Origin of the sequence: Kitasatospora sp. NPDC048715, assembly GCF_043198905.1 — a bacterium.
Lineage (GTDB): Bacteria > Actinomycetota > Actinomycetes > Streptomycetales > Streptomycetaceae > Kitasatospora > Kitasatospora lactacystinica.
In genome coordinates this window covers 386,764-411,643 of sequence record NZ_JBICVH010000007.1, presented here as the reverse complement: position 1 = coordinate 411,643, position 24,880 = coordinate 386,764, and the positions used below count along the sequence as shown (strand labels likewise).

Annotated in this window: 10 protein-coding genes; 8 read left to right on the top strand and 2 right to left on the bottom strand. The window is 75.5% G+C overall.

Annotated features, from left to right (window positions below; all coding sequences use genetic code 11):
• The first annotated feature begins 1,129 nt into the window (after window positions 1-1,129).
• From ACGFSC_RS16685 to ACGFSC_RS16650, 8 genes are all read left to right on the top strand, one after another.
• Window positions 1,130-8,569, top strand: coding sequence for a type I polyketide synthase (locus ACGFSC_RS16685; protein WP_359912072.1), 7,440 nt, complete (start codon window positions 1,130-1,132; stop codon window positions 8,567-8,569).
• 199 nt (window positions 8,570-8,768) lie between these two features.
• The gene (locus ACGFSC_RS16680) at window positions 8,769-12,971 is read left to right on the top strand and encodes an amino acid adenylation domain-containing protein (protein WP_359912069.1); all 4,203 of its coding nucleotides are present in this window, start codon (window positions 8,769-8,771) and stop codon (window positions 12,969-12,971) included.
• A gap of 20 nt (window positions 12,972-12,991) precedes the next feature.
• Window positions 12,992-16,411: an amino acid adenylation domain-containing protein gene (locus ACGFSC_RS16675; RefSeq protein ID WP_359912067.1), complete on the top strand. Its 3,420-nt coding sequence runs from the start codon at window positions 12,992-12,994 to the stop codon at window positions 16,409-16,411.
• Window positions 16,412-16,415: 4 nt separating this feature from the next.
• On the top strand, window positions 16,416-17,966 hold the full coding sequence (locus ACGFSC_RS16670; RefSeq protein ID WP_359912064.1) for a GMC family oxidoreductase: 1,551 nt from the start codon (window positions 16,416-16,418) through the stop codon (window positions 17,964-17,966).
• A complete protein-coding gene (locus ACGFSC_RS16665) occupies window positions 17,954-18,754 on the top strand; it encodes an alpha/beta fold hydrolase (protein WP_359912061.1) in 801 nt (266 codons plus the stop codon). Before ACGFSC_RS16670 ends, ACGFSC_RS16665 begins: the two co-directional genes overlap by 13 nt.
• Before the next feature lie 222 nt (window positions 18,755-18,976).
• Window positions 18,977-19,768, top strand: a complete 792-nt coding sequence (locus tag ACGFSC_RS16660) for an alpha/beta fold hydrolase (RefSeq protein WP_359912058.1) — start codon at window positions 18,977-18,979, stop codon at window positions 19,766-19,768.
• Between the two features lie 126 nt (window positions 19,769-19,894).
• On the top strand, window positions 19,895-21,463 hold the full coding sequence (locus tag ACGFSC_RS16655; protein ID WP_359912056.1) for an AMP-binding protein: 1,569 nt from the start codon (window positions 19,895-19,897) through the stop codon (window positions 21,461-21,463).
• Between the two features lie 160 nt (window positions 21,464-21,623).
• A complete protein-coding gene (locus tag ACGFSC_RS16650) occupies window positions 21,624-23,819 on the top strand; it encodes an MMPL family transporter (protein ID WP_359912053.1) in 2,196 nt (731 codons plus the stop codon).
• Window positions 23,820-23,903: 84 nt separating this feature from the next.
• Here the strand turns inward: ACGFSC_RS16650 and ACGFSC_RS16645 are convergent, their stop codons facing one another.
• Complete coding sequence (locus tag ACGFSC_RS16645) at window positions 23,904-24,296, bottom strand: YrdB family protein (RefSeq protein ID WP_359912050.1); 393 nt, start codon at window positions 24,294-24,296, stop codon at window positions 23,904-23,906.
• Window positions 24,293-24,817: an SRPBCC family protein gene (locus ACGFSC_RS16640; RefSeq protein ID WP_359912047.1), complete on the bottom strand. Its 525-nt coding sequence runs from the start codon at window positions 24,815-24,817 to the stop codon at window positions 24,293-24,295. Before ACGFSC_RS16640 ends, ACGFSC_RS16645 begins: the two co-directional genes overlap by 4 nt.
• Between the last annotated feature and the right edge of the window lie 63 nt (window positions 24,818-24,880).

Below are 24,880 nucleotides of genomic sequence, written 5' to 3'. Positions count from 1 at the left end.
GCCGAAGGTCTCGGCCGCCCAGGCGAGGACCTCCTGCGCGGAGGCCTCCTCCAACTCACGGCCTGCTCTCTCCGCCAACGACGCGTAGTCAGTCGCGGTCATGCAGTCGTCCCCCATTGTCGAAAGCTGTTCCTCGCCCGCCCGGTGCGGTGGGGCCCGCGGCTCGGCGGATGCCCGAGGAGTCCGGGGAATCCCGGATCAAGCGGCCCCGTGGCCGGTGGCAGGAAATCCGAACGGGCCGTCTCCTGTGAAGTTCTGACGGCTCAGCGATCGCGCATTGTCATGCAATGTCCACGCCAACAGTTTCAAACTGTTCCCCCACCCGGCCCGGCGGGTGGTCGGTGCGGCGACCTGGAATGCCGCGGAGTGCTGGAACTCGCCCCCGAGTTCGGGCGGGAATGCGTCTGTGGACTTCCCGCCGAATCCCCGCGCGGGGCCCGTGGGCCGATCCGATTCGACCGGGCTCCCCGTGCCCACCTCCCCGTGTCGGGCAGCCCATTCGGTCATGCGGCCGAAACAGAGCATAGATCGCTTCGGTAGGGAGCGCCAGCCGTATCCGCCGGTTCTTTGATCTTGACGGAGCGTCTGATCCGCTGCCGTGGGGCTGGATTCGTGCAGCGTACGGGCGGTGCGACCTCGACCCGACGGTTGCGGCCGGGTCGGGCGGCGGGGGTTCGGGCCCCGGGGGCCGGTGGGGTCGTATGGCGGCAATGCCCGTTTTCTGCACGCTGGCCGCCCTTTCGCACTCTTTCTTCACAGGTGTCGGGGAAGAGGTGGTCTTGCATTTCGCTTGTGAGGAACTCCGACGATGCTTGACGCACCCCTGGTCGCTCATTACGGTGATCATCAATTCAATGGACTCCGGCAGGGTGGGGCGGCGGATCACGCGGCAGCCCGGGCCGGCCGGAGTGCGAAACGGGGGAGTGGTCGAGGGTGGTGTTGTCCATGCGAACGGATATGCCCGGCATCTGCTGAGGCCGCCTCGGGTCGGAGGGTTGAAGGCGCGTTGCCGCCTCCCCTTCCTTTTGTCTGCCCGAGTACTTTTCACTGCCGTTCCGGCAGGTTTCCAGTGGTTTCCTTCACGGCTTCACGTGTGTCACTTCAGGCTGCTCCGAAAGCGGGATAAAGCGTGGCAACAAAGTCTCGTCCGGATTTCTCCGTGTCCATTGTCAATGATGTTCGTGCACGAGCTGACGAGTTTCCGGAGAAGCCGGCGATCATCATGCTGGCCGAGGGGGAGAGCGAGCTCGACCGGCTGTCGTTCGCCGAGTACGACCGCCGCGCCCGGGCGTTCGCCGCGGGGCTCCAGGCCCGCGGCCTGGCCGGCGAGCGCGTGCTCATCCTGCTGCCCCAGGGCGTCGACTACGCCGTCGCCTTCCTGGGTTGCCTCTACGCGCAGGCGATCGCGGTGCCCGCCTTCCCGCCGACCCGGAGCCGCAAGGGGGCCCGGGTCGAAGGCATCGTCGACGACTGCGACCCGCGGCTCGCCGTGGTGGGGGCCGACCGGGTCCGGTCGATGGTCGGTGAACTCCCCTCCTCCTGCGCCGTGATGACGACCAGTGAGCTCACCGCGGCGGACCCGGAGGACTGGCGCGAGCCCGAACTCCGCCCGGACGACGTCGGCTACCTCCAGTACACCTCCGGCTCGACGGGGCGCCCGCGCGGTGTGATGGTCACCCACCGGAACATCGTCCAGCAGCTCGACATGCTCGCCGACGGGCTGGAGCTGGGGCCGGACGAGGTGTCGCTGTCCTGGCTGCCGCTCTTCCACGACTTCGGCCTGGTGGCCGGCCTGCTGTTCCCGCTGCGGGCCGGTGCGACGAACGTGCTGCTGGCGCCGATCGACTTCGTCCAGGAGCCGTTGCGCTGGCTCGCCGCGGCCACCCGCTACCGGGCCGCGCTGACCTTCGGCCCCAACTTCGCGCTGGACCTGTGCTGCGACCGCATCCGCCCCGAGGACCGCGAGGGCCTGGACCTCTCCGCGCTCCGCACGCTGATGATCGGCGCCGAACCGATTCGCCCGCAGTCGATCGAGCGGTTCGCCGCCGAGTTCGCCCCGTTCCGATGTCGCGCCGACATCTTCACCCCGGCCTACGGAATGGCCGAATCCACGCTCGCCGTGACGGTGCGCCGGCGCGACGAGCCGCTGGGACTCGCCTCCTTCGACATCGAGGAGCTGGGGCGCGGACGGCTGCGGCGCGTGGCGGACGGCGCGCCGGGAAGCCGCCTCCTGCCGAGCAACGGCGACGTCCTGCCGGACACCGGACTGCTGGTCGTCGACCCGGAGACCCGGACCCCCGTCCCCGACGGGCAGTGCGGTGAACTCTGGCTGAGCGGCGACACCGTGAGCCCCGGCTACTGGCGGAACGCCGAGGCGACCGAGGCCGCCTTCGGGGCCCGTCTGGCCGACGGCAGCGGCCCGTACCTGCGCACCGGGGACCTGGGCGGGCGGCTCGGCCCGCACACGTACATCACCGGACGGCGCAAGGACCTGATCGTGGTCCGCGGTGTCAACCACTACCCGCACGACATCGAGCTGACCGTCGCGGACTCCCACCCGGCCCTCGAACGCGACAAGGGCGTCGCCTTCCCGGTGGAGGACGCCGAGGGCGTCGAACAGCTGGTCGTGGTCAGCGAACTGACCCGGGAGGGATTCCGCGGCGCCGACCGCGACGAGGTCGTCCGCAGCATCCGGCTCGCCGTCGTCGAGGAGCACGGACTCGACCCGCGGACCGTGGTGCTGATCCGCCCGGCCCAGCTCCCGCTGACGTCGAGCGGCAAGGTCCGCCGGCAGGAGTGCAAGCGGCTCTTCCTGGAGGACGGGCTCAAGCCGGTCCACGTCTCCTCCGTGGCGGCCGTCCTCGACACCCCCGCGGACGCCGCGCCGGAGCGCTCCCGGAAGGCCGTGGCCGACTGGCTGACCGAGCGGATCGCCGGTCTGCGCCGGCTCACCCCCCGGGAGGTCCCGCAGGACGCCCCCTTCGGCTCCTTCGGGCTCGACTCCGCGGGGCTCGCCGGACTCGCCGCCGACCTCCGGGCCTGGCTCGGCGCCCCGGTCGACGCCAAGGACCTCTACAACCACCCCACCGTCGCGGCGCTGGCCGCCGCGCTCACGGGCGACCGGGCCGGTTCGACCGACGAGACCGACGAGGCCGACGGAACGGACAAGACCGAGCGGACCGACAAGACCGAGCGGACCGACAAGGCCGCCCGGACCGAGCGGGCCGGATCCGCCGGGGCGGCCGACGACCGCGAGGCGATCGCCGTCGTCGGCATGGCCTGCCGGATGCCCGGTGCCCAGGACGTCGAGGCGTTCTGGCAGCTGCTGCTGGACGGCCGGGACGCGGTGACCGAGGTCCCGGCGCACCGCCGTCTGCTCGGCTACCGGCTGGAGCACGGGGAGCCGGGCCGGGGCGGATTCGTCGACGGGGCCGAGGAGTTCGACGCGGCCTTCTTCGGGGTCTCCCGCGACGAGGCCCGCCGGACGGACCCGCAGCAGCGGCTGCTGCTGACCACGGTGTGGCAGGCCCTGGAGGACGCCGGCGTGGACCCGCAGGCGCTGGCCGGGGGCCGCACGGGCGTCTTCGTCGGGATCAGCACCAACGACTACGGCCGGCTCCAGGCCAGGGCCGGCGTCCCGGTCACGGCCCACGACGGGACCGGCAACGCGTCGAGCATCGCGGCCAACCGGATCTCCTACCTGTGGGACCTGCGCGGCCCCAGCCAGGTGGTGGACACGGCCTGCTCGTCCTCCCTGGTGGCCCTCCACCAGGCGTGCACCAGCCTGCGGCTCGGCGAGTGCGACCTCGCCGTCGTGGCCGGCGTCAACCTGCTCCTGGACCCGGGGCTGACCACGGTCTTCACCGAGGCGGGCATGCTCGCGCCGGACGGCCGGTGCAAGACCTTCGACGCGGCGGCGGACGGCTACGTGCGCGGCGAGGGCTGCGGCGTCGTGGTGCTCCGGCGGGCGTCCGACGCGGTCGCCGCCGACGACCGGATCCGCGCCCTGGTCGAGGGTTCGGCCGTCTCCTCCGACGGGCGCAGCAGCACGCTGACCGCGCCGAACGGACCGTCCCAGGAGGCCGTGCTGCGGTCCGCCCTGCGGTCCGCCCGCCTGACCGCGGAGGAGGTCGGCTACGTCGAGGCCCACGGCACCGGCACCCGGCTCGGCGACCCGATCGAGATGGGCGCGCTGCGCGCCGTGTACGGCGGGTCGGCCGGCCCGGACCTCCACGTCGGCTCGGTGAAGAGCAACATCGGCCACCTGGAGGCCGCGGCGGGCATGGCCGGCCTGATCAAGGCGGTGCTCTGCCTGGAGCACCGGCGGATCCCGGCCTCCCTGCACGTCGACACGGTCAACCCGCTGATCGGACTGGACGGTTCCCGGCTGCGGATCCCGCGCGCGACGACGGAGTGGCCCGAGGGCCCCGCCCGGGCGGCGGCCGTCAGCTCCTTCGGCTTCGGCGGCACCAACGCCCATGTGATCCTCTCCGGCGCGCCGGCCCGGCGGGCCCGGGTGGAGGCCGCGGAGGGCGGCGAGTGGTCCTTCCTCCCGGTCTCGGCGAAGAGCGGGCCCGCCCTGCGCCGGCTGGCCGCCGACTACGCCGGGGTGCTGGCGGGGGAGGGCGGCGCCGCCCCGGCATGGAGCGCGCTGGTCCACACGGCGGGCGCCCGGCGCCAGCACCACGACCACCGGCTCGCCGTGCTGGCCCGGTCGGACCGGGAGGCCGCGGAGGCCCTGGAGGCGTACCGCGACGGCCTGCCGTCCCCCGCGGTGGTGCACGGCGTCGCGCACGGCGGCGGTCCCGGGCCGGTGGCCTTCGTGTTCACCGGCCAGGGCGCGCAGTACCCCGGGATGGCCAAGGCGCTGTACTTCGGGCACGCGGCCTTCCGCACGGCGCTCGACGAGGTCGACGCGCTGGTGCGCGCGGAGCTCGGCGTCTCCCTGCTGCCGACGCTGTGCGACGCCCCGGGCCCGCGGCTGGACCTGGAACGGACCGAGTTCGCCCAGCCGGCCCTGTTCGCCGTGGACTACGCGCTGGCCGAGCTGTGGCGCGCCTGCGGGGTGCGGCCCGACGCCGTGGCCGGGCACAGCCTCGGCGAGTACGTGGCGGCCTGCGTCGCCGGCGTGCTGAGCCTGCCCGACGCGGTCCGGCTGGTGGTCGCCCGCGCCGGTCTGATGCAGGAGCTGGCGGAGGCCGGGTCGATGTACGCGGTCCACGCCGGCCGCGAGCTGGTCGCGCAGCTGTGCGCGGACCTTCCCGAGGACCGTTCGGTGGTGCTCGCGGCCCTCAACGGGCCGGAGGACGTGGTGGTCTCGGGCACGGTGCGGGCGGCCGCCGACCTGGCGGCCGACTGGGAGCGGCGGGGCGCGAAGGTCACCCGGCTGCACGGCACCCGGGCGTTCCACTCGCCGCTGATGGAGGGGCCGGTCGCGCGGTTCGAGCGGATCGCCGCGACGGTCGACTTCCGTACCCCCCGGATCCCCGTGGTGGCCAACCTGACCGGCGCCGTCGAACGGGAGTTCTCGGCCGCCTACTTCGCCCGGCACGCGCTCGAACCGGTGCGGTTCGGCGACTGCCTGGCCGCCCTGGCCGCGCTCGGCTGCACCACCGTCGTCGAGTGCGGGCCGCACCCGGTGCTCGGTCCGCTCGTCGAGGCCGTGCTCACCGACGCCGTCGGCCTGCCGACGCTGCACCGGGACGACACCGACGACCGCCGCTTCCGGCGCGGGCTGGCCGAGTGGTACGTCCGGGGCGGCCGGGTCGACTGGGCCGGGGTCCTGCGGGACCGGGACGGGGAGCACGGCCGGCCGCCGCGGCCGGTCCCGCTGCCGGGCCACCCGCTCGCCCCGACCCGGCACTGGTTCACCGACGGCGGCGACGGACGGCACCCGCTGCTCGGCGCGCCGGTCGAGCTGGCCGGTGCCGGGAGCCACTGGTTCTCCCGCACGCTGACCGCCGGGCAGCCGTGGTACCTCGACGAGCACCGGGTGGCCGGGCGGCCGGTGCTGCCCGCCGCCGCGATGACGGAGTGGGCCGACGCGGCCGTCCGCGAGGTCGCCGGTGACGGGCCCCGGACGCTGGAGGGCGTGTCCTTCACCGCCTTCCTCGCCCTGCCGCAGGACGCGCCCGTCACCGCCCAGGCGGTCGTCGAGCCCCTGCCGGACGGCCACCGGGTCCGCGGCTTCGCGCGGGTGTCCGGGGCGGCCGCGTGGACGGGGCACGTCACGGTGGAGGCCGCCCGGCCCGCCGCGCCGGCCCCGGACACCCGGGTCGACCCCGGCCTCCTGCGGGCCGACCTGGCCGAGCGGGACGTCGACGCCCTGTACGGGACGCTGCGCGCCCGGGGCCTCCAGTACGGCCCGGCCTTCCGCGCCCTCCGGGCGCTGTGGGCGGGCGGGAAGGAGGCCGTCGGCCTGGTGGAGGCGGACCTCCCGGCCGAGGACCGGGCGGCGTACCGGGCGCACCCCGTCCTGCTCGACGCGTGCTTCCACACGACCGCCGCGTTCCTCGGCGACACCGGGGACCTGCTCCTGCCGGTGGGCATCGACCGGATCACCGTCCACCGTCCGCTGCCCGCGCGGCTGTGGTGCGTGGCCCGGGACGCCGGGACCGGCGCCGACGGCGAACGCTCCTTCGACCTGGACCTGGTGTCCGAGGACGGCGAACGGCTGGCCACCGTCGAGGCGCTGCGGCTGCGGCCGGTCGCGCCGGAGCGGATCGCGGCGGCGGCCGGAGCGGCGGTTGGAGCGGCGGCCGGGGCCGCGGTGCGGGGCTACCGCACCGACTGGGTGCCGGCGCCGGAGGCGGGTACCGCCGGCCGGCCGGGCACCTGGCTGGTCTGCGGGACGGACGCGTCGCTGGTGGACGGCTGGTGCGCCGAGGCGGCCGTCCCGGCCCTGGGTCTGCTGATCGCCCCGGACGCCTCGGACGAGGCGGTGGCCCGGCTGTTCGCCGAGGCCCGCGGCCGGGTGGACGGGGTCGCCGGACTGGTCCTCCAGAGCGCCGGGGACGACGCCGTCGTGCTCGCCGGCACGGCCTTCGCGATCCTGCGCGGGTTCCTGCGGGAGTTCGGCGCGGACCGGCCCGACCTGGTCGTCTGCTCGACCGGCGCGGTGCGGGTGCCGCAGGCGCCGACCCGCCCGGACGCCGGCCAGGCGCCGCTGACCGGACTGGCCAAGGCGGTCGTCGCCGAGTACCCCGACCTCACCTGCGTCCAGGTGGACCTCGAACCGCGCCGGACCCCGCCGACGCTGGCCGGACTGCTGGCGCGGGTCGCCGGCCTCGCGGGGCGCGGCCACCTGGCGGTGCGGGACGGCCGCTGGTACGCCGCCCGGCTGCGGGAGGCCGCGCTCGGCGGCTCGCCGGCGGCGCCCGTCCGGGCGGACGGCAGCTACCTGGTCACCGGCGGGCTCGGCGCGCTGGGCCTGGCCACCGCCCGTCGGCTCGCCGACCTGGGCGCGCGCTGCCTGGTGCTGACGGGCCGTTCCGTGCCGGCCGAACCCCCGCGGGAGGTCGCGGAGCTGCGGGCCGCCGGTGTGCGGGTCGAGCTCTGGCCCGCCGACGTGGCCGACCTGCCGGCGATGACCGGCCTGTTCGGGCGGATCGGCCGGGAGCTGCCCCCGCTGCGCGGCGTCGTCCACGCCGCCGGGACCACCGACGACGCCCCGCTGGTCGACCTCGACCGCGGCCGCTTCGCCGAGGTCCTGCGGCCCAAGGTCCGGGGCGCGCAGCACCTGCACACCCTGACCGCCGACGCCGGGCTCGACTTCCTGGTGCTCTACTCCTCGCTCGCCTCGATGACCGGCTCGGCCGGCCAGGCCAACTACGCCGCCGCCAACGCCTTCCTGGACGCTCTCGCCGAACAGCGGTGCCACGACGGGCAGCCGGCCCTCAGCATCAACTGGGGCCCGTGGGCCGAGGCCGGCCTGGCCGCCCGCCCGGAGCTGCTCGCCCGGCTCGCCCGCGCCGGCATCACCGGGATCGGCACCGACGAGGCCCTGACGGCCTTCGGGCGCGTGCTGGGCGGCGGCCTGCCGGTGGTGGGCCTGGCGGCGGTCGACTGGGCCGCGTTCACGGCCGCCGACGACCGGCGGCCGCCGTACACCCTGCTGAGCGGCCTGGCCCCGGAGCGGGCCGCCGAGCCGTCCCTCGACGGGCGGTCGCCGCAGGCGCCGGCGGAGCCGGCCGGGCACCGCACCGCCGAGCAGGTGGTCGAGCTCGCCCTGCGCGACCCGCGGGCCGGGCGGGCCGCCGTCACCGAGGAACTGCTGGCCGCCGCCGGCGAGCTGCTGGGCCTCACGGCGCGCCAGCGGGACGAGCTGCGCCCGACCTTCGGGCACCGGCGGCTGAACGAGCTGGGTCTGGACTCGCTGACCGCGGTCCGGCTGCGCAACCGGCTGCTGGCGGACTTCTCCGCGGACGTCCCGCCCTCCTTCGTGTTCGGCGGCAACACCGTCGCCGACGTGGTCGACCTGATCCTGCGGCAGATCACGCTCCGGAGCCTGGTCGCCGCCGACGACGGCGGGGCCGACGAGGCCGGGGACGTCGAGGTCCTCACCTTCTGATCCGCCCGCGGGCCGTGCCGTCGGCCGCCCCGGGACGTCCCGCGGTCTCCGAGGACCGCGGGCCGTCCCGGCGGCCCCGCCCCCGCACCACCGGGCGCCGTCGCGCCCCGTTCCCCACCACCCGACTTCGCCCAGCCTCCCCGCGGGGCCCGGCCCGCCAGGGCCCGCGCCCCCGACCGCCCGAACAGGAGTTCCCGGAATGACAGCACACGGACGGCACGGCGACCCGGCCGAGCTGCTCGGCCGGCTCGCCCAGCACGGCGTCCGGCTGCGGCTGGTCGACGGCGACCGCATCGAGGTGCGCGCCGCCGCCGGCTCGCTTCCCGACCACATCCGGCACGAACTCGCCGAGAACAAGGCCGAGTTGATCGCGCTCCTGAAGCAGGGCGACACCGCCCGGCAGGCCGGCGCGCTGCCGCGGGCGGTACCCGACCCCGAGCGGCGCCACGACCCGTTCCCCCCGTCCGACCTGCAGATGTCCTTCCTGGTCGGCAGCACCGCCCAGTTCGAGTACCACGTCCGGCCGCACCAGTACATGGAGTTCGACTTCGCGGAGCTCGACCCGGAGCGCTTCGAGGCCGCGCTCAACCGGATGCTGCACCGCCAGCGCGGCAGCCTGGTGGTGGTGCGGGAGGACCTCCAACTGGAGACCGTCCGCGACCCGGCGCCCGTACGGGTGCGGGTGGCGGACCTGCGGCAGGCCGGCGAGGCCGAGGCGATGGCCGCCGTCGAGCGGACCCGCGACGAGATGCAGGCGGCCGAACTCCCGCTGGACACCTGGCCCTGGATGGACGTGCGGATCACCCGCTACGGCGACGGCCGGGCCCGGCTGCACTACAACAACAACAACTTCTTCAGCGACGGTCCGGGCACCGGCCGCTTCCTGGACAGCGTGCTGCGCGCCTACCACGACCCGTCCGAGGCCGTGGACGACCTCGAACTGGGCTACCGCGACTGCGTGCTGGCGCTGGCCGCGCTGGAGGAGTCGGAGCGCGGCGAGGCCTCCCGGGCGTACTGGTGCGACCGGATGGCCGACTGGCCCGAGGCGCCGAACCTGCCGCTGGTGAGCGGCGCGGACACCCGGACCCGGGCCCGGCTGACCCGGCGCGAGTTCACCCTGGACGCCGAGCAGTGGGCCCGCTTCAAGCGGCGCGCCACGGACCACGGCGTCACCCCCACCAACGCGGTGTACGCGGTCTACGCCGAGACGGTGGCGCACTGGAGCGGCTCGCGGCACTTCCTGCTCAACAACATGATGACCCACCGGCTGCCGATCCACCCCCAGATCACCGAGGTGGTCGGCAACTTCGCCTCGCTCTACCCGCTGGAGGTGGACTGGCGGCACGACGAGCCGTTCCACGACCGGGCGCGGCGGCTGCAGACCCGGGTCATGACCGACATGGAGCACACCTACTGGAGCGGGGTGAAGGTGCTCCAGACCCTCAACCAGGTGCGCCGCACCCCGGGCCGGGCGGCCTGCCCGTTCGTGGTCGGCAGCGGCCTGTTCATGGGGCACCTGGACCAGCCGGTCTTCAGCCACCTGGAGACGCCCCAGGTGCTGCTCGACAACCAGTTCTGGGAGCAGAGCGACGGCGGCCTGTGGGTGGTCTGGGACCTCATCGAGGCGATGTTCCCCGCCGGGCTGATCGACGCCATGCACGCCGCCTACCGCGACCTGCTCCTGCTGCTCGCCGAGGACCCGGCCGCCTGGGAGCACCGCTCCTTCGACCTGCTGCCGGCCGCCCAGCGCGAGCGGCGGGCCGCCGTCAACGACACGGCAGGCCCCGTACCCACGGGCCTGCTCGACCGCGCGCTCGCCCGGCAGGCCGCGCAGCGGCCCGACACCGCGGCCGTGCTGACCGCGGACGGCGCCGTGGACTACGGGCGACTGCACGCCCGCGCCCAGGAGCTGGCCGCCCGGCTGGCCGCGGCCGGGGTGCGCCCCGGGGACAAGGTCGCCGTCGTCCTGCCGAAGGGCGACGAGCAGATCGCCGCCGTGTACGGCGTGCTCGCGGCCGGCGCCGCCTACGTGCCCATCGACCCCGCCTGGCCGCGGGAACGCGTGGGCGAACTGCTCGCCGACACCCCCGCGGCGGCCGTGGTCACCTCGGCCGGGGAACGGGAGTCGATCGCCGCCGTCGCCGCCTGCCCGGTGCTGACGGCGGGGGAGCCCGCCGCCGAAGCGGGTCCCGCACCGGCCCGGGCGGGCGATGCGGGCGACACCGCGTACGTCATCTACACCTCGGGGTCGAGCGGAAGGCCCAAGGGCGCGGTGCTCGACCACCGCGGGCCGCTGAACACCGTGGTCGACATCAACCGCCGGTTCGGCATCGGCCCCGGCGACGTGGTCCTCGGGGTGTCCTCGCTCTGCTTCGACCTGTCCGTCTACGACGTCTTCGGCACCGCCGAGGCCGGCGCGACCCTGCTGCTGCCGCCGCCCGGGTCGGCCGACCCGGGGCAGTGGGCCGACCTGGTGCGCGAGCACGGCGTCACGGTCTGGAACTCGGTACCGGCGATCATGCAGCTGTTCGCCGAGGCCGCCGAGCAGGCCGGGCTGACCTTCCCCGCGCTGCGCGTGGTCCTGCTCAGCGGCGACTGGATCCCCGTCCGGCTCCCGGCGCTGATCCGGCGGATCGCGCCCGGGGCGCGCGTGGTCAGCCTCGGCGGCGCCACCGAGGCGTCGATCTGGTCCATCCACCACCCGATCGACCGGGTGGACCCGAACTGGGCGAGCATCCCCTACGGCCGCCCCCTGGGCAACCAGACCTGGCGGGTGCTGGACCGGACCGGCCGCGACGCCCCCGACTGGGTCACCGGCGACCTGTACATCGGCGGCACCGGAGTCGCGCTCGGCTACCTCAACGACCCCGCCCGGACGGCCGCCTCCTTCGTCACCGACCCGGCCACCGGCGAGCGGCTCTACCGCACCGGCGACCTCGGCCGCTACCGCCCCGACGGCGACATCGAGTTCCTGGGCCGCGCCGACTTCCAGGTCAAGATCCAGGGCTTCCGGGTGGAACCGGGCGAGATCGAGCACGCCCTGGCCCGGCACCCGGCCGTACGGAACGCCGTCGTCGTCGCCCGCACCGCAGGCTCGGGACGCCAGCTCGCCGGCTACGCCGTGGCCGAGCGGGGCGCACCGCGTCCGGAACCCGAGGAACTGCGCGGCTTCCTGGCCGAACGGCTGCCCGGCCACCTCGTGCCGAGCTTCGTCGTCGTGCTCGACGACCTGCCGCTCACCGCCAACGGCAAGCTGGACCGCCGCGCGCTGGAGGCCATGGGCCCGGCCTGCGACGGGCAGGACCGGACGTACACCGCCCCCCGGACGGAGACCGAGAAGGTCCTCGTGGAGATCTGGGAGTCGGTCCTCGGCATCGAGTCGGTCGGTGTCCACGACGACTTCTTCGAGCTCGGCGGGCAGTCCTTCGCGGCGCTGCGCGTCATCGGCCTGGTCGGCCAGCGGCTCGGGCTGCGCGCCCCGCTCGGGGCGCTGCTGGAGCACCGGACGGTCGCCGAGCTCGCCGTCCTCCTGGAGGCCGGGCAGGAGGAGTGGTCCCCGCTGGTGGCGCTCGACGCCACCGGCGACGGAACGCCCTGGCTGCTGGTGCACCCGGCGGGCGGGAACGTGCTCTGCTACCGGGGCCTGGCGGAACTGCTCGACGGCCCCGCCCACGCCTTCCAGGCGCCCGGCCCGGGCGTGGGCCGGGATCCGCTGGACACGGTGGAGGAGCTGGCCGAGTGCTACGCGCGGGCGCTGCTCGCCGTCCGCCCGCACGGGCCGTACCGGGTGGCCGGCTGGTCCTCCGGATCGGTGATCGCCTTCGAACTGGTCCGGCTGCTGGAGCAGCGGGGCGAGACGGTGGAGCGCTTCGTGGTGATCGACTCCCCGGCCCCCGAGCGGGCCGCCGCCCCAGAGGTCCGGGAGACGGACGGGGCCCGGGAGACGGACGAGGCGGCCGTGCTGCTCTGGTTCCTGGAGGACCTGGACATCGGCTTCGACCCGGCGGCCGTGCGCCCCGGGGCGGCCGCCGAGGTGGCCGCGGCCCCGGCGGCGGAACGGCTCGCCCGGGCCGTGGCGCTGGCCCGCGAACAGGGGCTCGACCTCCCGGACGCCGCCGACCTGGCCCTCAGCTGGCCGGTGTTCCGGGGAATCATCACCGCCTGCCACCGCTACCGCGCCGGGACGATCACGGCCGACACCACCGTGATCCGGGCGGCGCACGGGAGGGTCAGCGAGTTCGCCGACCACCCCCACGCGGACTCCGCCGAGTGGGGCTGGGCCCCGCTCACCACCGGCCGGACCACCGCCGACCGGACCGACGGCACCCACCACACCCTGCTCACCGGCACCCGTGTCGCGGCCGTCGCCGCACTCATGACCACGTGTCCGGCTCAGCACTGACCCCAGGGGGACGACCCGCGATGGACCACGACCTGATCTCGGAACTCCAGCACCTGGGCATCAAGCTGAGGCTCTCCGGCGACAGCCTCGAAGTGATCGCGCCGCCCGGCGCGGTCACCGCCCGGATCCGGGACGAACTCCGGGCCCGGCGCGGCGAGCTGATCGACCTGCTGCGCGCGGCCGGACAGGGCGCCGGCCCGGCGCCGCTCACCGCGCGGCCCGACCAGCGGCACGAGCCGTTCCCGCTCACCGACATCCAGCACGCCTACTGGATCGGCCACAACCGGGCGCTCGAACTGGGCGGGGTGGCCACCCACTTCTACTTCGAGCTCGACCGCGACGGCCTGGAGGTGGACCGTCTGGAGCGCAGCCTGCGCAAGGTCATCGCCCGGCACGACATGCTGCGCGCGGTGATCGGCCCGGACGGCCGCCAGCGGGTGCTGCCCGAGGTCCCGGACTACGAGATCCGCCACTACGACCGGGCGGACGCCACCGAGGACGCCTTCGAGGAGCACCTGCGCTCGCTGCGGGCCGAACTGGACCACCAGGTCCTCGCCCCCGACACCTGGCCGCTGTTCGACATCCGCGCCACCCGGCACCGCGAGGGGCTGCGCCTGCACGTCAGCCTCGACCTGCTGATCATGGACGCCTACAGCTTCGACCTGTTCTTCCGCGACTGGCAGCGCCACTACGAGGACGAGCAGTGGACGCCGGAGCCGTTCGCGATCGGCTACCGGGACTTCGTCCTCGCCGAGGAGGAGAAGCGCGGCGGCGCCCGGTACCGGGCCGCCGAGAAGTACTGGCTGGACCGCCTCGACGAACTGCCCCCGGCCCCGGACCTGCCGCTGGCGATCCAGCCCGGCTCGGCCGAGCGGACCGTCTTCACCCGCCGCCGGGCCTCGCTGCCCCGCGAGCAGTGGGAGCTGGTCAAGAAGACCGCCAGGGAGCGCGGCCTGACCCCCTCGTCGGTCCTGCTGGCGGCCTTCGCCGACGTGCTGCGCCAGTGGACGTCGCAGGGCGACTTCACCCTCAACCTGACCCTGTTCAACCGGCCCGCCGAGGCGCACCCGCAGATCGGCGGGATCATCGGCGACTTCACCTCGCTGACCCTGCTGCGGATCAGCGGCGGCCAGGACGAGAGCTTCGCCCGGCGCACCGCCGGCTTCCAGCAGCAGCTGATGCGGGACCTGGAGCACCTGTCGTACAGCGGCGTGCGCGTGCTGCGCGAGCGGGCCCGCCGGCTCGGCAGCGGCCTCGGCGCCGGCATGCCGATCGTCTTCACCAGCGCCCTCGGCTTCTCGGGCGACGCCGACACGATGGACGGCATGGCGTTCTTCGGCGACTACCGCCACGGGGTGAGCCAGACCCCGCAGGTCTGGCTCGACCACCAGGTGCTGGAGGAGAACGGCGAACTGGTCTTCAACTGGGACGCGGTGGAGGCGCTGTTCCCCGAGGGCCTGCTCGACGACATGTTCGCCGCCTTCCGGACCCTGCTCGGCCGGCTGAGCGACGATCCGGTCCTCTGGGACGACCTGGCCCCCACGGTCGGGGCCCCGGCCGCGCAGCTGGAGGAGCGCGAGCGGGTCAACGCCACCGCCCTCGACCTGCCCGGCGGGACGCTGCTGAGCCTCGTGGCCGACCAGGCGCGGCGCACCCCGGACGCCACGGCCGTCGTCTCCGAGGGCGGCACGCTCTCCTACGGCGACGTGCTGGCCTCGGCGCACCGGCTCGGCCACCGGCTCGCCGGCCTCGGCGCCGCCCGCGGCGAACTGGTCGGCGTGGTGCTGGACAGGGGCCCGGAGCAGATCCCGGCGGTCCTCGGGGTGACGGCCTCCGGCGCGGCCTACCTGCCGATCGATCCGCAGTGGCCCGCGGCGCGCCGCCGGCAGCTGCTGGAGTCCGGCCGGGCCGCCCTGGTGGTCACCTCGGCCCGCCACCGGGACGAGCTGGAGTGGCCCGCCGGGACGGTCCTGGTGACCCTGGACGACGAGGAGACGCTGGCACAGCCGGCCACCGAGCCGCCGACCGCGCCGGCCCCGGAGGACCTCGCCTACGTGATCTTCACCTCCGGCTCCACCGGCGTCCCCAAGGGCGTGATGATCGACCACCGGGGGGCCGTCAACACCGTTCGGGACATCAACCGCCGCTTCTCGGTCGGACCGGCCGACCGGGTGCTCGCCCTCTCGGCGCTCACCTTCGACCTGTCCGTCTACGACGTCTTCGGCACCCTCGCGGCCGGCGGCACCGTCGTCGTGCCGAGCCCCGAGCGCTCGCACGACCCGCTGCACTGGGCCGAGCTGGCCGAGCGCCACGGCGTCACGGTGTGGAACTCGGTGCCCGCCCTGATGCAGCTGTGGGCGGACTCCTCGGCCCGCCTGTCCGACGAGCGGGCCGGCGACCTGCGGCTGGTGCTGCTCAGCGGCGACTGGATCCCGGTCGCGCTGCCCGACGCCGTCCGCGCCCGGCACCCGCGCGCCGAGGTGGTCAGCCTGGGCGGGGCGACCGAGGCCTCCATCTGGTCGGTGCACTACCCGATCGGTCGGGTGCCGGCCGAGTGGGCCAGGATCCCCTACGGCAAGCCGCTGGCCAACCAGACCCTGCACGTCCTCGACGACCGGTTCCGGGACCGCCCGCTCTGGGCCACCGGGGAGATCTGGATCGGCGGCACCGGCGTGGCGAAGGGCTACTGGGCGGACCCGCAGCGCACCGCGGAGCGCTTCGTGCGCCACCCGGAGACCGGCGAGACGCTCTACCGCACCGGGGACCTGGGCCGCTACCTGCCCGGCGGGGACATCGAGTTCCTCGGCCGCCGGGACTTCCAGGTGAAGCTCAACGGCTACCGGGTGGAACTCGGCGAGATCGCCGCCACCCTGGAACGGCTCCCGGGCGTCGGCCGGGCGATCGCCCGGGTCGACACCAACCCCGCCACCGGCCGCCGCCAGCTCGTGGCCTACGCCGTCCCGGCCAGGCCCGGCTCCGACCCCGGCTCCGACCCCGGGGCCGCGGCATCCGGCGGCCCGGTGCGCCCGGATCCGGCCGTACTGCTGGCGGAGCTGGCCGAGCGCCTCCCCGACTACATGGTCCCCAAGCACTGCCTGCTCGTCGACGCGATCCCGCTGAGCGCCAACGGGAAGGTCGACGCCGCCGCGCTGCCGGCGCCGTGGAGCGAACTGGACGAGCAGGAACTCGTCGCCCCCCGCGACGAGTTCGAGGCGGCCGTGCTCGCGGTCTGGGCCGAGGTCATGGAGTTCGACGGCTTCGGGGTCGAGGACAACTTCTTCGAACTCGGCGGCGACTCCCTGCACGCCGTGCACATCCTCACCAAGGTGCGGGAGGCGTTCCAGTGGGAGGGCGACACCGAGGAAGGCCTCCAACTGCTCTTCGAGAACCCCACGGTGGCCGGACTGGCCGCCCTGGTCAAGGACCGGCGGGGGGCGTGAGCAGGTGAGCACGGAGAGCGGGATCCCGTACTGGGACGACGTGGTCGTCGGCGCGGGCTCGGCGGGGGCGGTGCTCGCCGCACGCCTGTCGCAACGGCCCGGGCGCCGGGTACTGCTGATCGAGGCCGGGGAACTCCCGGACGGCGACGGCGCGTCCGACGACCGGGCCGGGGTGCCCGTCCTGACCGGCCGCAACTGGGACTTCACCGCCAAGGCGTCCGAGGGCGCCAGGCGCGGGTTCCCGTACGGGGTCGGCAAGGTGGTCGGCGGCTCCTCCGCCGTCAACGGCGCGCTCGCGCTGCGCCCGCTGCCCGCGGACCTCGACGCCTGGGCGGCCGCCGGCAACCCGGAGTGGACCTGGGAGCGGATGCTGCCGTACCTGGTCGCCCTGGAGACGGACCACGACGCCGAGGGGCCGGCGCACGGCACGCGGGGACCGGTGCCGATCCGCCGGACCGGCGAGGACGCGCTCGCCACCACGGCCCGGGCCTTCCTGAACGGCTGCGCCCGGCTCGGCGTGCCCGTCCTGGCGGACCTCAACTCCGGCGCCGCGCTCGGCGCCGGCGTCACGCCCGCCAACGCCGTCGACGACCGCCGGATCTCGACGGCCGAGAGCCACCTGCGACCCGCCCGGGAGCGGGGCGACGGCCCGACCCTGTGGACCGGCAGCACGGCGACCCGGGTCCTGCTGGACGCGCGGAACCGGGCCACCGGGGTCGAGGTGCGGCGCGACGGACGGCTCCGGCAGGTGGCGGCCGGCCGGGTGACCCTGGCCGCCGGGGCGGTCAACACCCCGGCGGTGCTCCAGCGTTCGGGCATCGGCGACCCGCGGCTGCTGGCCGCCCTGGGCATCACCCCCGCACTGGACCTGCCCGGCGTGGGACGCAACCTCGTCGACCACCCGGCGGTCGTGCTCTGGTCCGAGCCCCGCGCCGGGGTCTGCCGGGCCGGGGACAGCTGGCACCAGGTCACCGCCCGCTGCGCCGCCGACCCGGCCGGCGCCGCGGCGGACCTGGGGCTGTTCCTGCTGGACGCGGTGCCCGTCGCGGCGAACCCGCTGATCGCCGGCATGCTCCGCGCCGAACTGGCCGTCGGGCTGTCGGCCATGGTGCTGCGGCCCGCCTCCCGCGGCTCGGTGACGATCCGGGATGCGGACGCCGCCACCCCGCCGGAGATCCTGCTCGGCCTGGCGACCGACCCGGCCGACGTCGACCTGCTGATGGCCGCCGTCCGGCAGGCCTGGGAGCTGCTGCGGTCGGCGCCGATGGCGGGGCTGCTGGAGCGGGTGCTGGTCTGGACCGACCGGATGGTCCGGGATGACCGGCTGCTGCGCGGCGCCGTGACCAGGTTCGTCTCGCCGAGCTGGCACGCCGTCGGCACCGCCCGGATGGGGCCGGCCGACGACCCGGAGGCGGTGGTGGACCAGCGCTGCCGGGTGCACGGCGCCGAGGGACTGTACGTCGTCGACGCCTCGGTGCTCCCGGTGATGCCCAGCGCCCCGCCCAACCTGACCTGCCTCGCACTCGCCGAAAGGGTGGCCCGATGGATGGACTGACCGGGATCCCGGCCGCCCCCCGGGCCGGGGAGTGGGCCGTGCGCCGCCGGGGACGGCCCCCGGCCCGGCTCCGGCTCTTCTGCCTGCCGCACGCGGGCGGCGGCGCGGCCGCCTTCCGCTCCTGGGCCCCGCACCTGGGCCCGGAGATCGAGGTCGTGCCGATCCGGCTGCCGGGGCGCGAGTCCCGCTTCCGGGAACGCCCCCACGACCGGCTCGGCGACCTGCTGCCGCCGCTGCTGCGCGACGTCGCCCCGCTGCTCGACGGGCCGCACGCCTGGTTCGGCCACAGCATGGGCGCGGGCATCGCCTTCGAGGTCTGCCGGGCCCTGCACCGGCTCGGCCTGCCCGAACCGCGGCGGCTCCTGGTGGCCGGCCTGCCGGCGCCGCAGCTCCCGCGCCGGGCGACCCCGGTGCACGACGCGCCCGCGCCCGAACTCTTCGAGCGGATCGGGGCGTTGAACGGGCACGGCGCCGAGGCCCGGGCCGGCAACCCGCTGCTGAACGTCATGCTGCCCACCCTGCGGGCCGACTTCGCGGTGGCCGAGACCCATGTGCACCGGCCCGGCCCGCCGCTGGACTGCCCGATCACCGTCTACGGCGGCCGCTCGGACGCCTCCACGACCGAGGACGAACTCCGGGCCTGGGGCCCGCACTCCACCGCCGGCACCACCGTCCGCCTCTTCGACGGCGGGCACTTCTTCCCGCACGACGCCCCGGAGGCGTTCCTGCCGGTCCTGGCGCGGGACCTGCTCGGCCGCCGGCCGGCGCCCGCCCCGGAGCGGGTCTGACGGGCCCCTCCGGGCGGGTGGTGCACAGCCGAACCTTTAGCGCCCGCACCGAGGCTGACGCACCGTCGGCCGGTCCGCCCCCACCGGCCGAACCCCGCCGCTCCGCCCGCCCGGCCCGGCACCCCCGACCGGGGCCGGGCGGGCGGAGCGCGAGAGGACGCCGGGGCAGGGTGCGGAGCCTCGGCCGCCGGGCGCCGCCCGGCCGAGAGGAGACCCAGCACCATGACGCGCTACCTCACCCGCACCCCGCCGCCCCCGGGACGACTGCGGGTGTTCTGCTTCCCGTACGCGGGCGGCGGGGCCTCGGCCTACGCGGGCTGGCAGCGCCGGATCACCGCGGACGCGGAGCTGCTCCCGGTCCAACTGCCCGGCCGGGAGGGGCGGATGGCGGAGCCGCGGTTCACCGACCTGGACGACCTGGTCGCCGACCTCGACGCGGAGCTCGGGCCGGAACTCGACCACCCGCACGTGCTCTACGGGCACAGCATGGGCGCCCTGATCGCCTTCGCGCTCGCCCAGCACCGCCACGCCCGCGGCGCCAGGCTGCCCGCGGCCCTGGTGCTCGGCGGCCACCGGGCGCCGCACCTGCCGGCGCCGCTGCCCGACGAGCCCGACATCCCCGACGCCGACCTGGTGCGGACCCTGGACGCCTACGGCGGACTGCCCCGGATCCTGCTGGACCACCCGGAGTGGCTCGCCGCCCTGCTGCCGATCGTCCGCGACGACCTGCGGCTGTGCGCCGCCGCCGGCACCGTCGCCCGCACGCCGCTGCCGGTGGCGCTGCACGCCTTCGGCGGGGCCGAGGACCGGCTGGTCACGGTGCCCGAGGTCCGGGAGTGGGCGCGCTACTCCACCCGGGAGAGCGAGATCAACGTGGTGCCCGGCGGCCACTTCTTCCCCCGGGAGGCGCCCGGGTTCCCGGAGCTCCTCTCCGCCGTGCTGCGCCGCTACGAGGCGGCCCCCGGCGCGATTCCCGGCACGCCCCCCGGGCCGGCCGGGGCCGGGCAGGGCTGACCGGAGCCGGGACGGCGCGCTTTTAGCGGTGCCAAAGCCCCCTCTCGGACGATGCGGAACGAGGCCGGGGGGCCGCGCACCGCCAGATGCCCGACCACCCGTCACCGTCACCGACTAGGGGGAGCATTGACCACGCGCACGTTCGAGACCGTAGCCGTACCCGGGGTCGCCACCGCCGCCGGCTCGGAGCACGCCGCCCGGATCGCCAACGCGGCCGAGGAGTTCCTCGGCGCCGCTGCCGCCGCCCGCCCGGACGCACCCGCCGTACGGGACCGCTACGGCGCCTGGACGTACGCCGAGCTGGACGCCGCCGCCGACTCCTTCGCCCGGATCCTGGCCGGCCACGGCATCCGGCCGGGCGACCGGGTGCTGGCCCGGGTGGGCAGCGGCCGCGAGTTCACCGCCCTGCTCTTCGGGGCCTGGCGGCGCGGCGCCGTGCTGGTTCCCGTCAACCCGGCGATGCGGGCCTTCCACCTGGGGCCGGTGCTGGCCGACTCGGCGCCGTCGCTGATCGTGGCGGAGGCGGCGGAGCGGGAGCAGGCCGACGGGCTGCGCTGGCCCGCCGGGGTGCCCGTCGCCGTGGTCTCCGAGCTGGACCTCTCCGGGCCCGCCGACCCGGCCGGGCGCGGCGAGGCGCTGGTGCCCGCCGACCGGCTGGCGCTGCTGATCTACACCTCCGGCAGCACCGCCGCGCCCAAGGCCGTGGCCTGCCCGCACGCCCAGGTGGTGTTCGCCGCGCGGGCGATCGCCCGGCGGCTGAACTACCGCCCGGACGACGTCGTGCTGACCGCCGTGCCGCTCTCCTTCGACTACGGCCTCTACCAGGTGCTGCTCTCGGCGCTGGCCGGGGCCGAACTGCTGCTGTCCGGCCCGGAGGGCCACGCCCGGCTGCTCGGGTTCGCCCGCGACCACGGCGCCACCGTGGTGCCGCTGGTGCCCTCGCTCGGCGAACTGCTGGTGCGCCTGGCCTCCCGGGACCCGCGGCCCACCGGGGTCCGGCTGTTCACCAACACCGGTGCCGCGCTCAACCCGCCGCTGATCGCCTCGCTGCGGGAGGCCTTCCCCGGCGCGGCGGTGGCCCCGATGTACGGCACCACCGAGTGCAAGCGGATCACCGTCCTGGAGCCCGACGGCGACCTGGCCCGGCCCGGCTCGGTGGGGCGCGCGCTGCCCGGCACCGAGGTGCTGACGCTGGACGACGACGGCCGGCCGCTGCCGCCGCACGAGATCGGCGAGATCGCCGTCCGCGGCCCGCACGTGATGGCCGGCTACTGGCAGGCCCCGGAGCCCACCGCGCAGCGGTTCCGGGTGAGCCCGGAGGACGGCCGGGTCACGCTCCGCACCGGCGACTACGGCTGGCTGGACGAGGACGGCCACCTGTACTTCCAGGGCCGGCGCGACGACCTGTTCAAGCGGCGCGGCTCGCGGATGAGCACGGTGGAGATCGAGGCCGCCGTCCTGGACATCGACGGGGTTCGCGAGGCGGCCCTGCTCGCCCCGGAGGAGGACCGGGACATGGTGCTGTTCGTGGTCGGCGAGGTCACCGCCGAGCAGGTGCTGGGCCGGCTGGCCGACCGGCTGGAGGCGGCCAAGGTCCCGGACCTCTGCCGGGTGCTGCCCGCGCTGCCGCTCACCGCCAACGGCAAGACGGACGGCAAGGCGCTGCGCGCCCTGCTGGCGGGGGAGCCGGCCTGACCGTCCGGCCGGAGCGCCGCGCCGCGCCGGTGACGTGCAGTCAGCGGACGGGCACGCCCCGCTCAAGCGAGAGCCAAGGGCCTTCGCCGAGGGTGGGGCGGCCGTGTCCGCCTCTGCGCCCGCGCTGCCGCACCACGGCCGCGCGACGGAAGGAATACCGATGTTCACCGCTCTGGGCTCCGCTCTGCACGGGCGACGGAGAGCCTCCCTGCTGCTGACCCTGCTGATCACCGTGCTGGCCGCGGTCTTCGGCGGCTCCGTCGGGGACAGGCTCACCAACGGGCTGTCCGACTACGACGACCCGGGCGGCGGCAACGTCGTCGCCCGGGAGACGATCACCCGCGCCACCGGCATCGACTCCCAGCAGGGCTACCTGCTGCTGGTCCGCACCGACGAGCAGCTGCGCGGTGCCGGCGCGCCCCCGGCCGCCGTGACCGCGGCCGTCCGGCTGCTGAAGGACCGGCCCGAGGTCGAGCGGGTCGTCGACTACTCGGCCGACCCCGCGCTGATCTCCCGGGACGGGCACAGCACGGTGGTCGTCGGCGCCGTGCGCCCGATGGCCGAACCGGAGACCAAGGCCGCCGAGCAGGAGCTCCAGCGGGCCGTCAAGGACGACCCGGCGCTGAACGGCCGGGCCTGGCTCGGCGGCGCCACGCCCGGCCACGTCCAGGTGGCCCAGGTCTCCGACACCGACCTGGCCGAGGCCGAGGGCCTGGCCACGCCGGTCATCCTGATCGCGCTGTTCCTGGTCTTCCGCGGCCTGGTGGCCGCCCTCGTCCCCCTGCTGGGCGCCGTCGTCTCGCTGCTGCTCACCATGGCCGGCCTGCGGATCGCCACCACCGCGATGGACGTCTCCACCGGGGCGATGAGCCTGGCCTTCGCCCTGGGCCTGGGGCTGTCCATCGACTTCGGCCTGCTGATCGTCACCCGCTACCGGGAGGAGCTGGCCGAGCACGGCCCCGGCGCCGAGGCGCTGCGGCGGACGGTCGCCACCGCCGGGCGCACCGTGCTGTTCAGCGCGCTCACGGTGGCGGCCGCGCTGCTCGCGATCATGGTGTTCCCGCACCCGTACCTGCGGTCCATGGGCCTGGCCGGCGTCATCACTGTCGTCTCGGCGGCCCTGTTCGCCCTGCTCGGACTGCCCGCGCTGCTCGCCGTGCTGGGCCACCGGATCAACGCGCTGGCGCCGCGCCGCTGGCAGCGGTCGGCGGCGGCCGGGCAGGCCACCGCCGGGCGCTGGCACCGGCTGGCCTCGGCGGTGATGCGCAGGCCCGCGGTCTTCACGCTGGTCGCCACCGCCGTCCTGCTGCTCGTCGCCTCCCCGCTCACCGGGGTGCGGTTCACCGGCGTCGACCCGACCTCGCTCCCCAAGGACATCAGCGCCGGGCAGGTCGCCGCGCGGCTCGGCGGCGACTTCGACGAAATCGCCACCAGCCCGTTGCAGATCGTCCTCGACACCGCCGACGACACCGGGCTCCAGGAGTACGCCCGGCGGGTCGCCGCGGTGCCCGGGGTGGAGTCGGTGGGCGAGCCGCAGCGGCTGGACGCCGCGCACTGGGAGATCGACGCCGTCCTCGCCGGCAACCCGCTGGACGGTCCGGCACTGCGGGCCGGCGAGCGGGTCCAGGACGTGGCGGCGCCCGTCACCGCCCGCTTCACCGGGACGACGGCGGACTTCCTCGCCCAGCGGGGCAGCATCGCCAACCGCCTGCCCCCGGCGTTCGGCGTGCTGGCCGGTGTGACGGTGCTGCTGCTGTTCGCCTTCTCCGGATCGGTGCTGCTGCCGCTGCTGGCCCTGGTGATGAACCTGCTCTCCACCGGCGCCGCGTTCGGCTTCCTGGTGTGGGTCTTCCAGGACGGCAACCTCGGCTTCGCCGCCCACAGCGGGCTGGAGACCACCACGCCCGTGCTGGTCTTCGCGCTCGCCTTCGGCCTCTCCACCGACTACAACGTCTTCCTGCTGGGGCGGATCAAGGAGGCCCGGGCCGCGGGCCGCGGCGACCGGGAGGCGGTCGCCGACGGCCTGGCGCAGATCGGCTCCACCGTCACCAGCGCCGCCGCGCTGTTCTGCGTCGCGGTGGGCGCGCTGGCGATGTCCCGGCTGGTGTTCGTCCAGGAGCTGGGCCTCGGCGCGGCGTTCTCCGTCCTGCTGGACGCCACGGTGGTGCGGGCGCTGCTGGTGCCCGCGCTGATGGCGCTGCTCGGCTCCGCCACCTGGTGGGCCCCCGGTCCGCTGCGCAGGCTGCACGCGGCGCTGCGGCTGGACCGCATGGAGGGCCCGGCCGCCCCGGAGCCGGCCGCCCCGGAGCCGGCCGCCGCGCCGGCCACCGGGAGGGTGCGCCGGCCGGTCGGCTGACCGACACGCCGGCGGCCTGAAGGCGGCGTACGACGGCCCGTCCTCCCTCCGGTGAGGGGGACGGGCCGTCGCGCCGGTCGCGGGTCAGTGCTGGAGCAGCCACCAGATCCGGTCGTACGCGGCGACGTGGTACACGGCCAGGACGATCAGGAACCACTGGGCGGTCCTGCGCATCCCGGCGTGCCACAGCCCCGCCGCGGCACCGCCGAACACGGCGAACTCCAGCAGCAGGCGGATCGGCCCCGGGGTGTCGAAGGTGGTCTCGCCGCTGCGGGCCTCGTCGCCCGCGGTGGCGAAGTCGCCCCAGACGACGGCCACCACCACGGGTATCGCGACCACCGCCAGGTACTTCAGCGCGCCGGGCGCCTTGCGCCAGCCCCACACGCCGAAGCCGTACAGGGCGAACAGCTCCAGCAGGAAGCGCAGGCCCAGGAAGACCGGGGTGTAGGCCAGGGCCAGGTCCGTCGTCGTGTTCACCGCTCGCCCTCCACCGTGCTCTTCAGCGCGCCCAGCCAGCCCCGCAGGACCGCCGACAGCTTCTCGCTGCTGTAGTACAGGCCGACCAGCGCGCCGCCGATCGACTCCTCGGACCGCACCACGGTGCCGCCCCCGGGCGCCGGCCGCAGCAGGAACCGGTGCACGCCCCGCGAGCCGGCCAGCCGACCGGTCCAGGCGATCTCCCGCCCGGGCGTCACCACGGCCAGCGTGGACCGGATGCGCATGCCGTTCAGCACCCAGCGGAAGGTCAGGTCCGCGGCCGGCCCCGCGCCGTCCAGGGCGGCCTCCCTGACGCCCGGCACCCAGCCCGGCCAGCCCGGCACGTCGGTGAGCACCCGCCAGACCTCGTCCGGCGGTGCGGCCACCGTCACCTCGCTCGCCGCGACCACAGGGGCCCGTTCGTCGATCCGCCCGCCCTTCGCGTACTCCTCGTGCAGGGTCCGGATCGGTGGGCCGACGTACATGGCCCGGCTGAGCAGCGAGCCTCTGGAAACGGTCATGGGAAAACACCTCCGCTGAAAACGGGCGAGCAGGCGTGACGGAGGCAGGCGCGATCCTTCCCC

Bases quoted from the DNA above. Each gene is read 5' to 3' on its own strand.
- ACGFSC_RS16680 (WP_359912069.1), top strand. From the start codon at position 8,769: ATGACAGCACACGGACGGCACGGCGACCCGGCCGAGCTGCTCGGCCGG.
- ACGFSC_RS16675 (WP_359912067.1), top strand. From the start codon at position 12,992: ATGGACCACGACCTGATCTCGGAACTCCAGCACCTGGGCATCAAGCTG.
- ACGFSC_RS16665 (WP_359912061.1), top strand. From the start codon at position 17,954: ATGGATGGACTGACCGGGATCCCGGCCGCCCCCCGGGCCGGGGAGTGG.
- ACGFSC_RS16660 (WP_359912058.1), top strand. From the start codon at position 18,977: ATGACGCGCTACCTCACCCGCACCCCGCCGCCCCCGGGACGACTGCGG.
- ACGFSC_RS16650 (WP_359912053.1), top strand. From the start codon at position 21,624: ATGTTCACCGCTCTGGGCTCCGCTCTGCACGGGCGACGGAGAGCCTCC.
- ACGFSC_RS16640 (WP_359912047.1), bottom strand. From the start codon at position 24,817: ATGACCGTTTCCAGAGGCTCGCTGCTCAGCCGGGCCATGTACGTCGGC.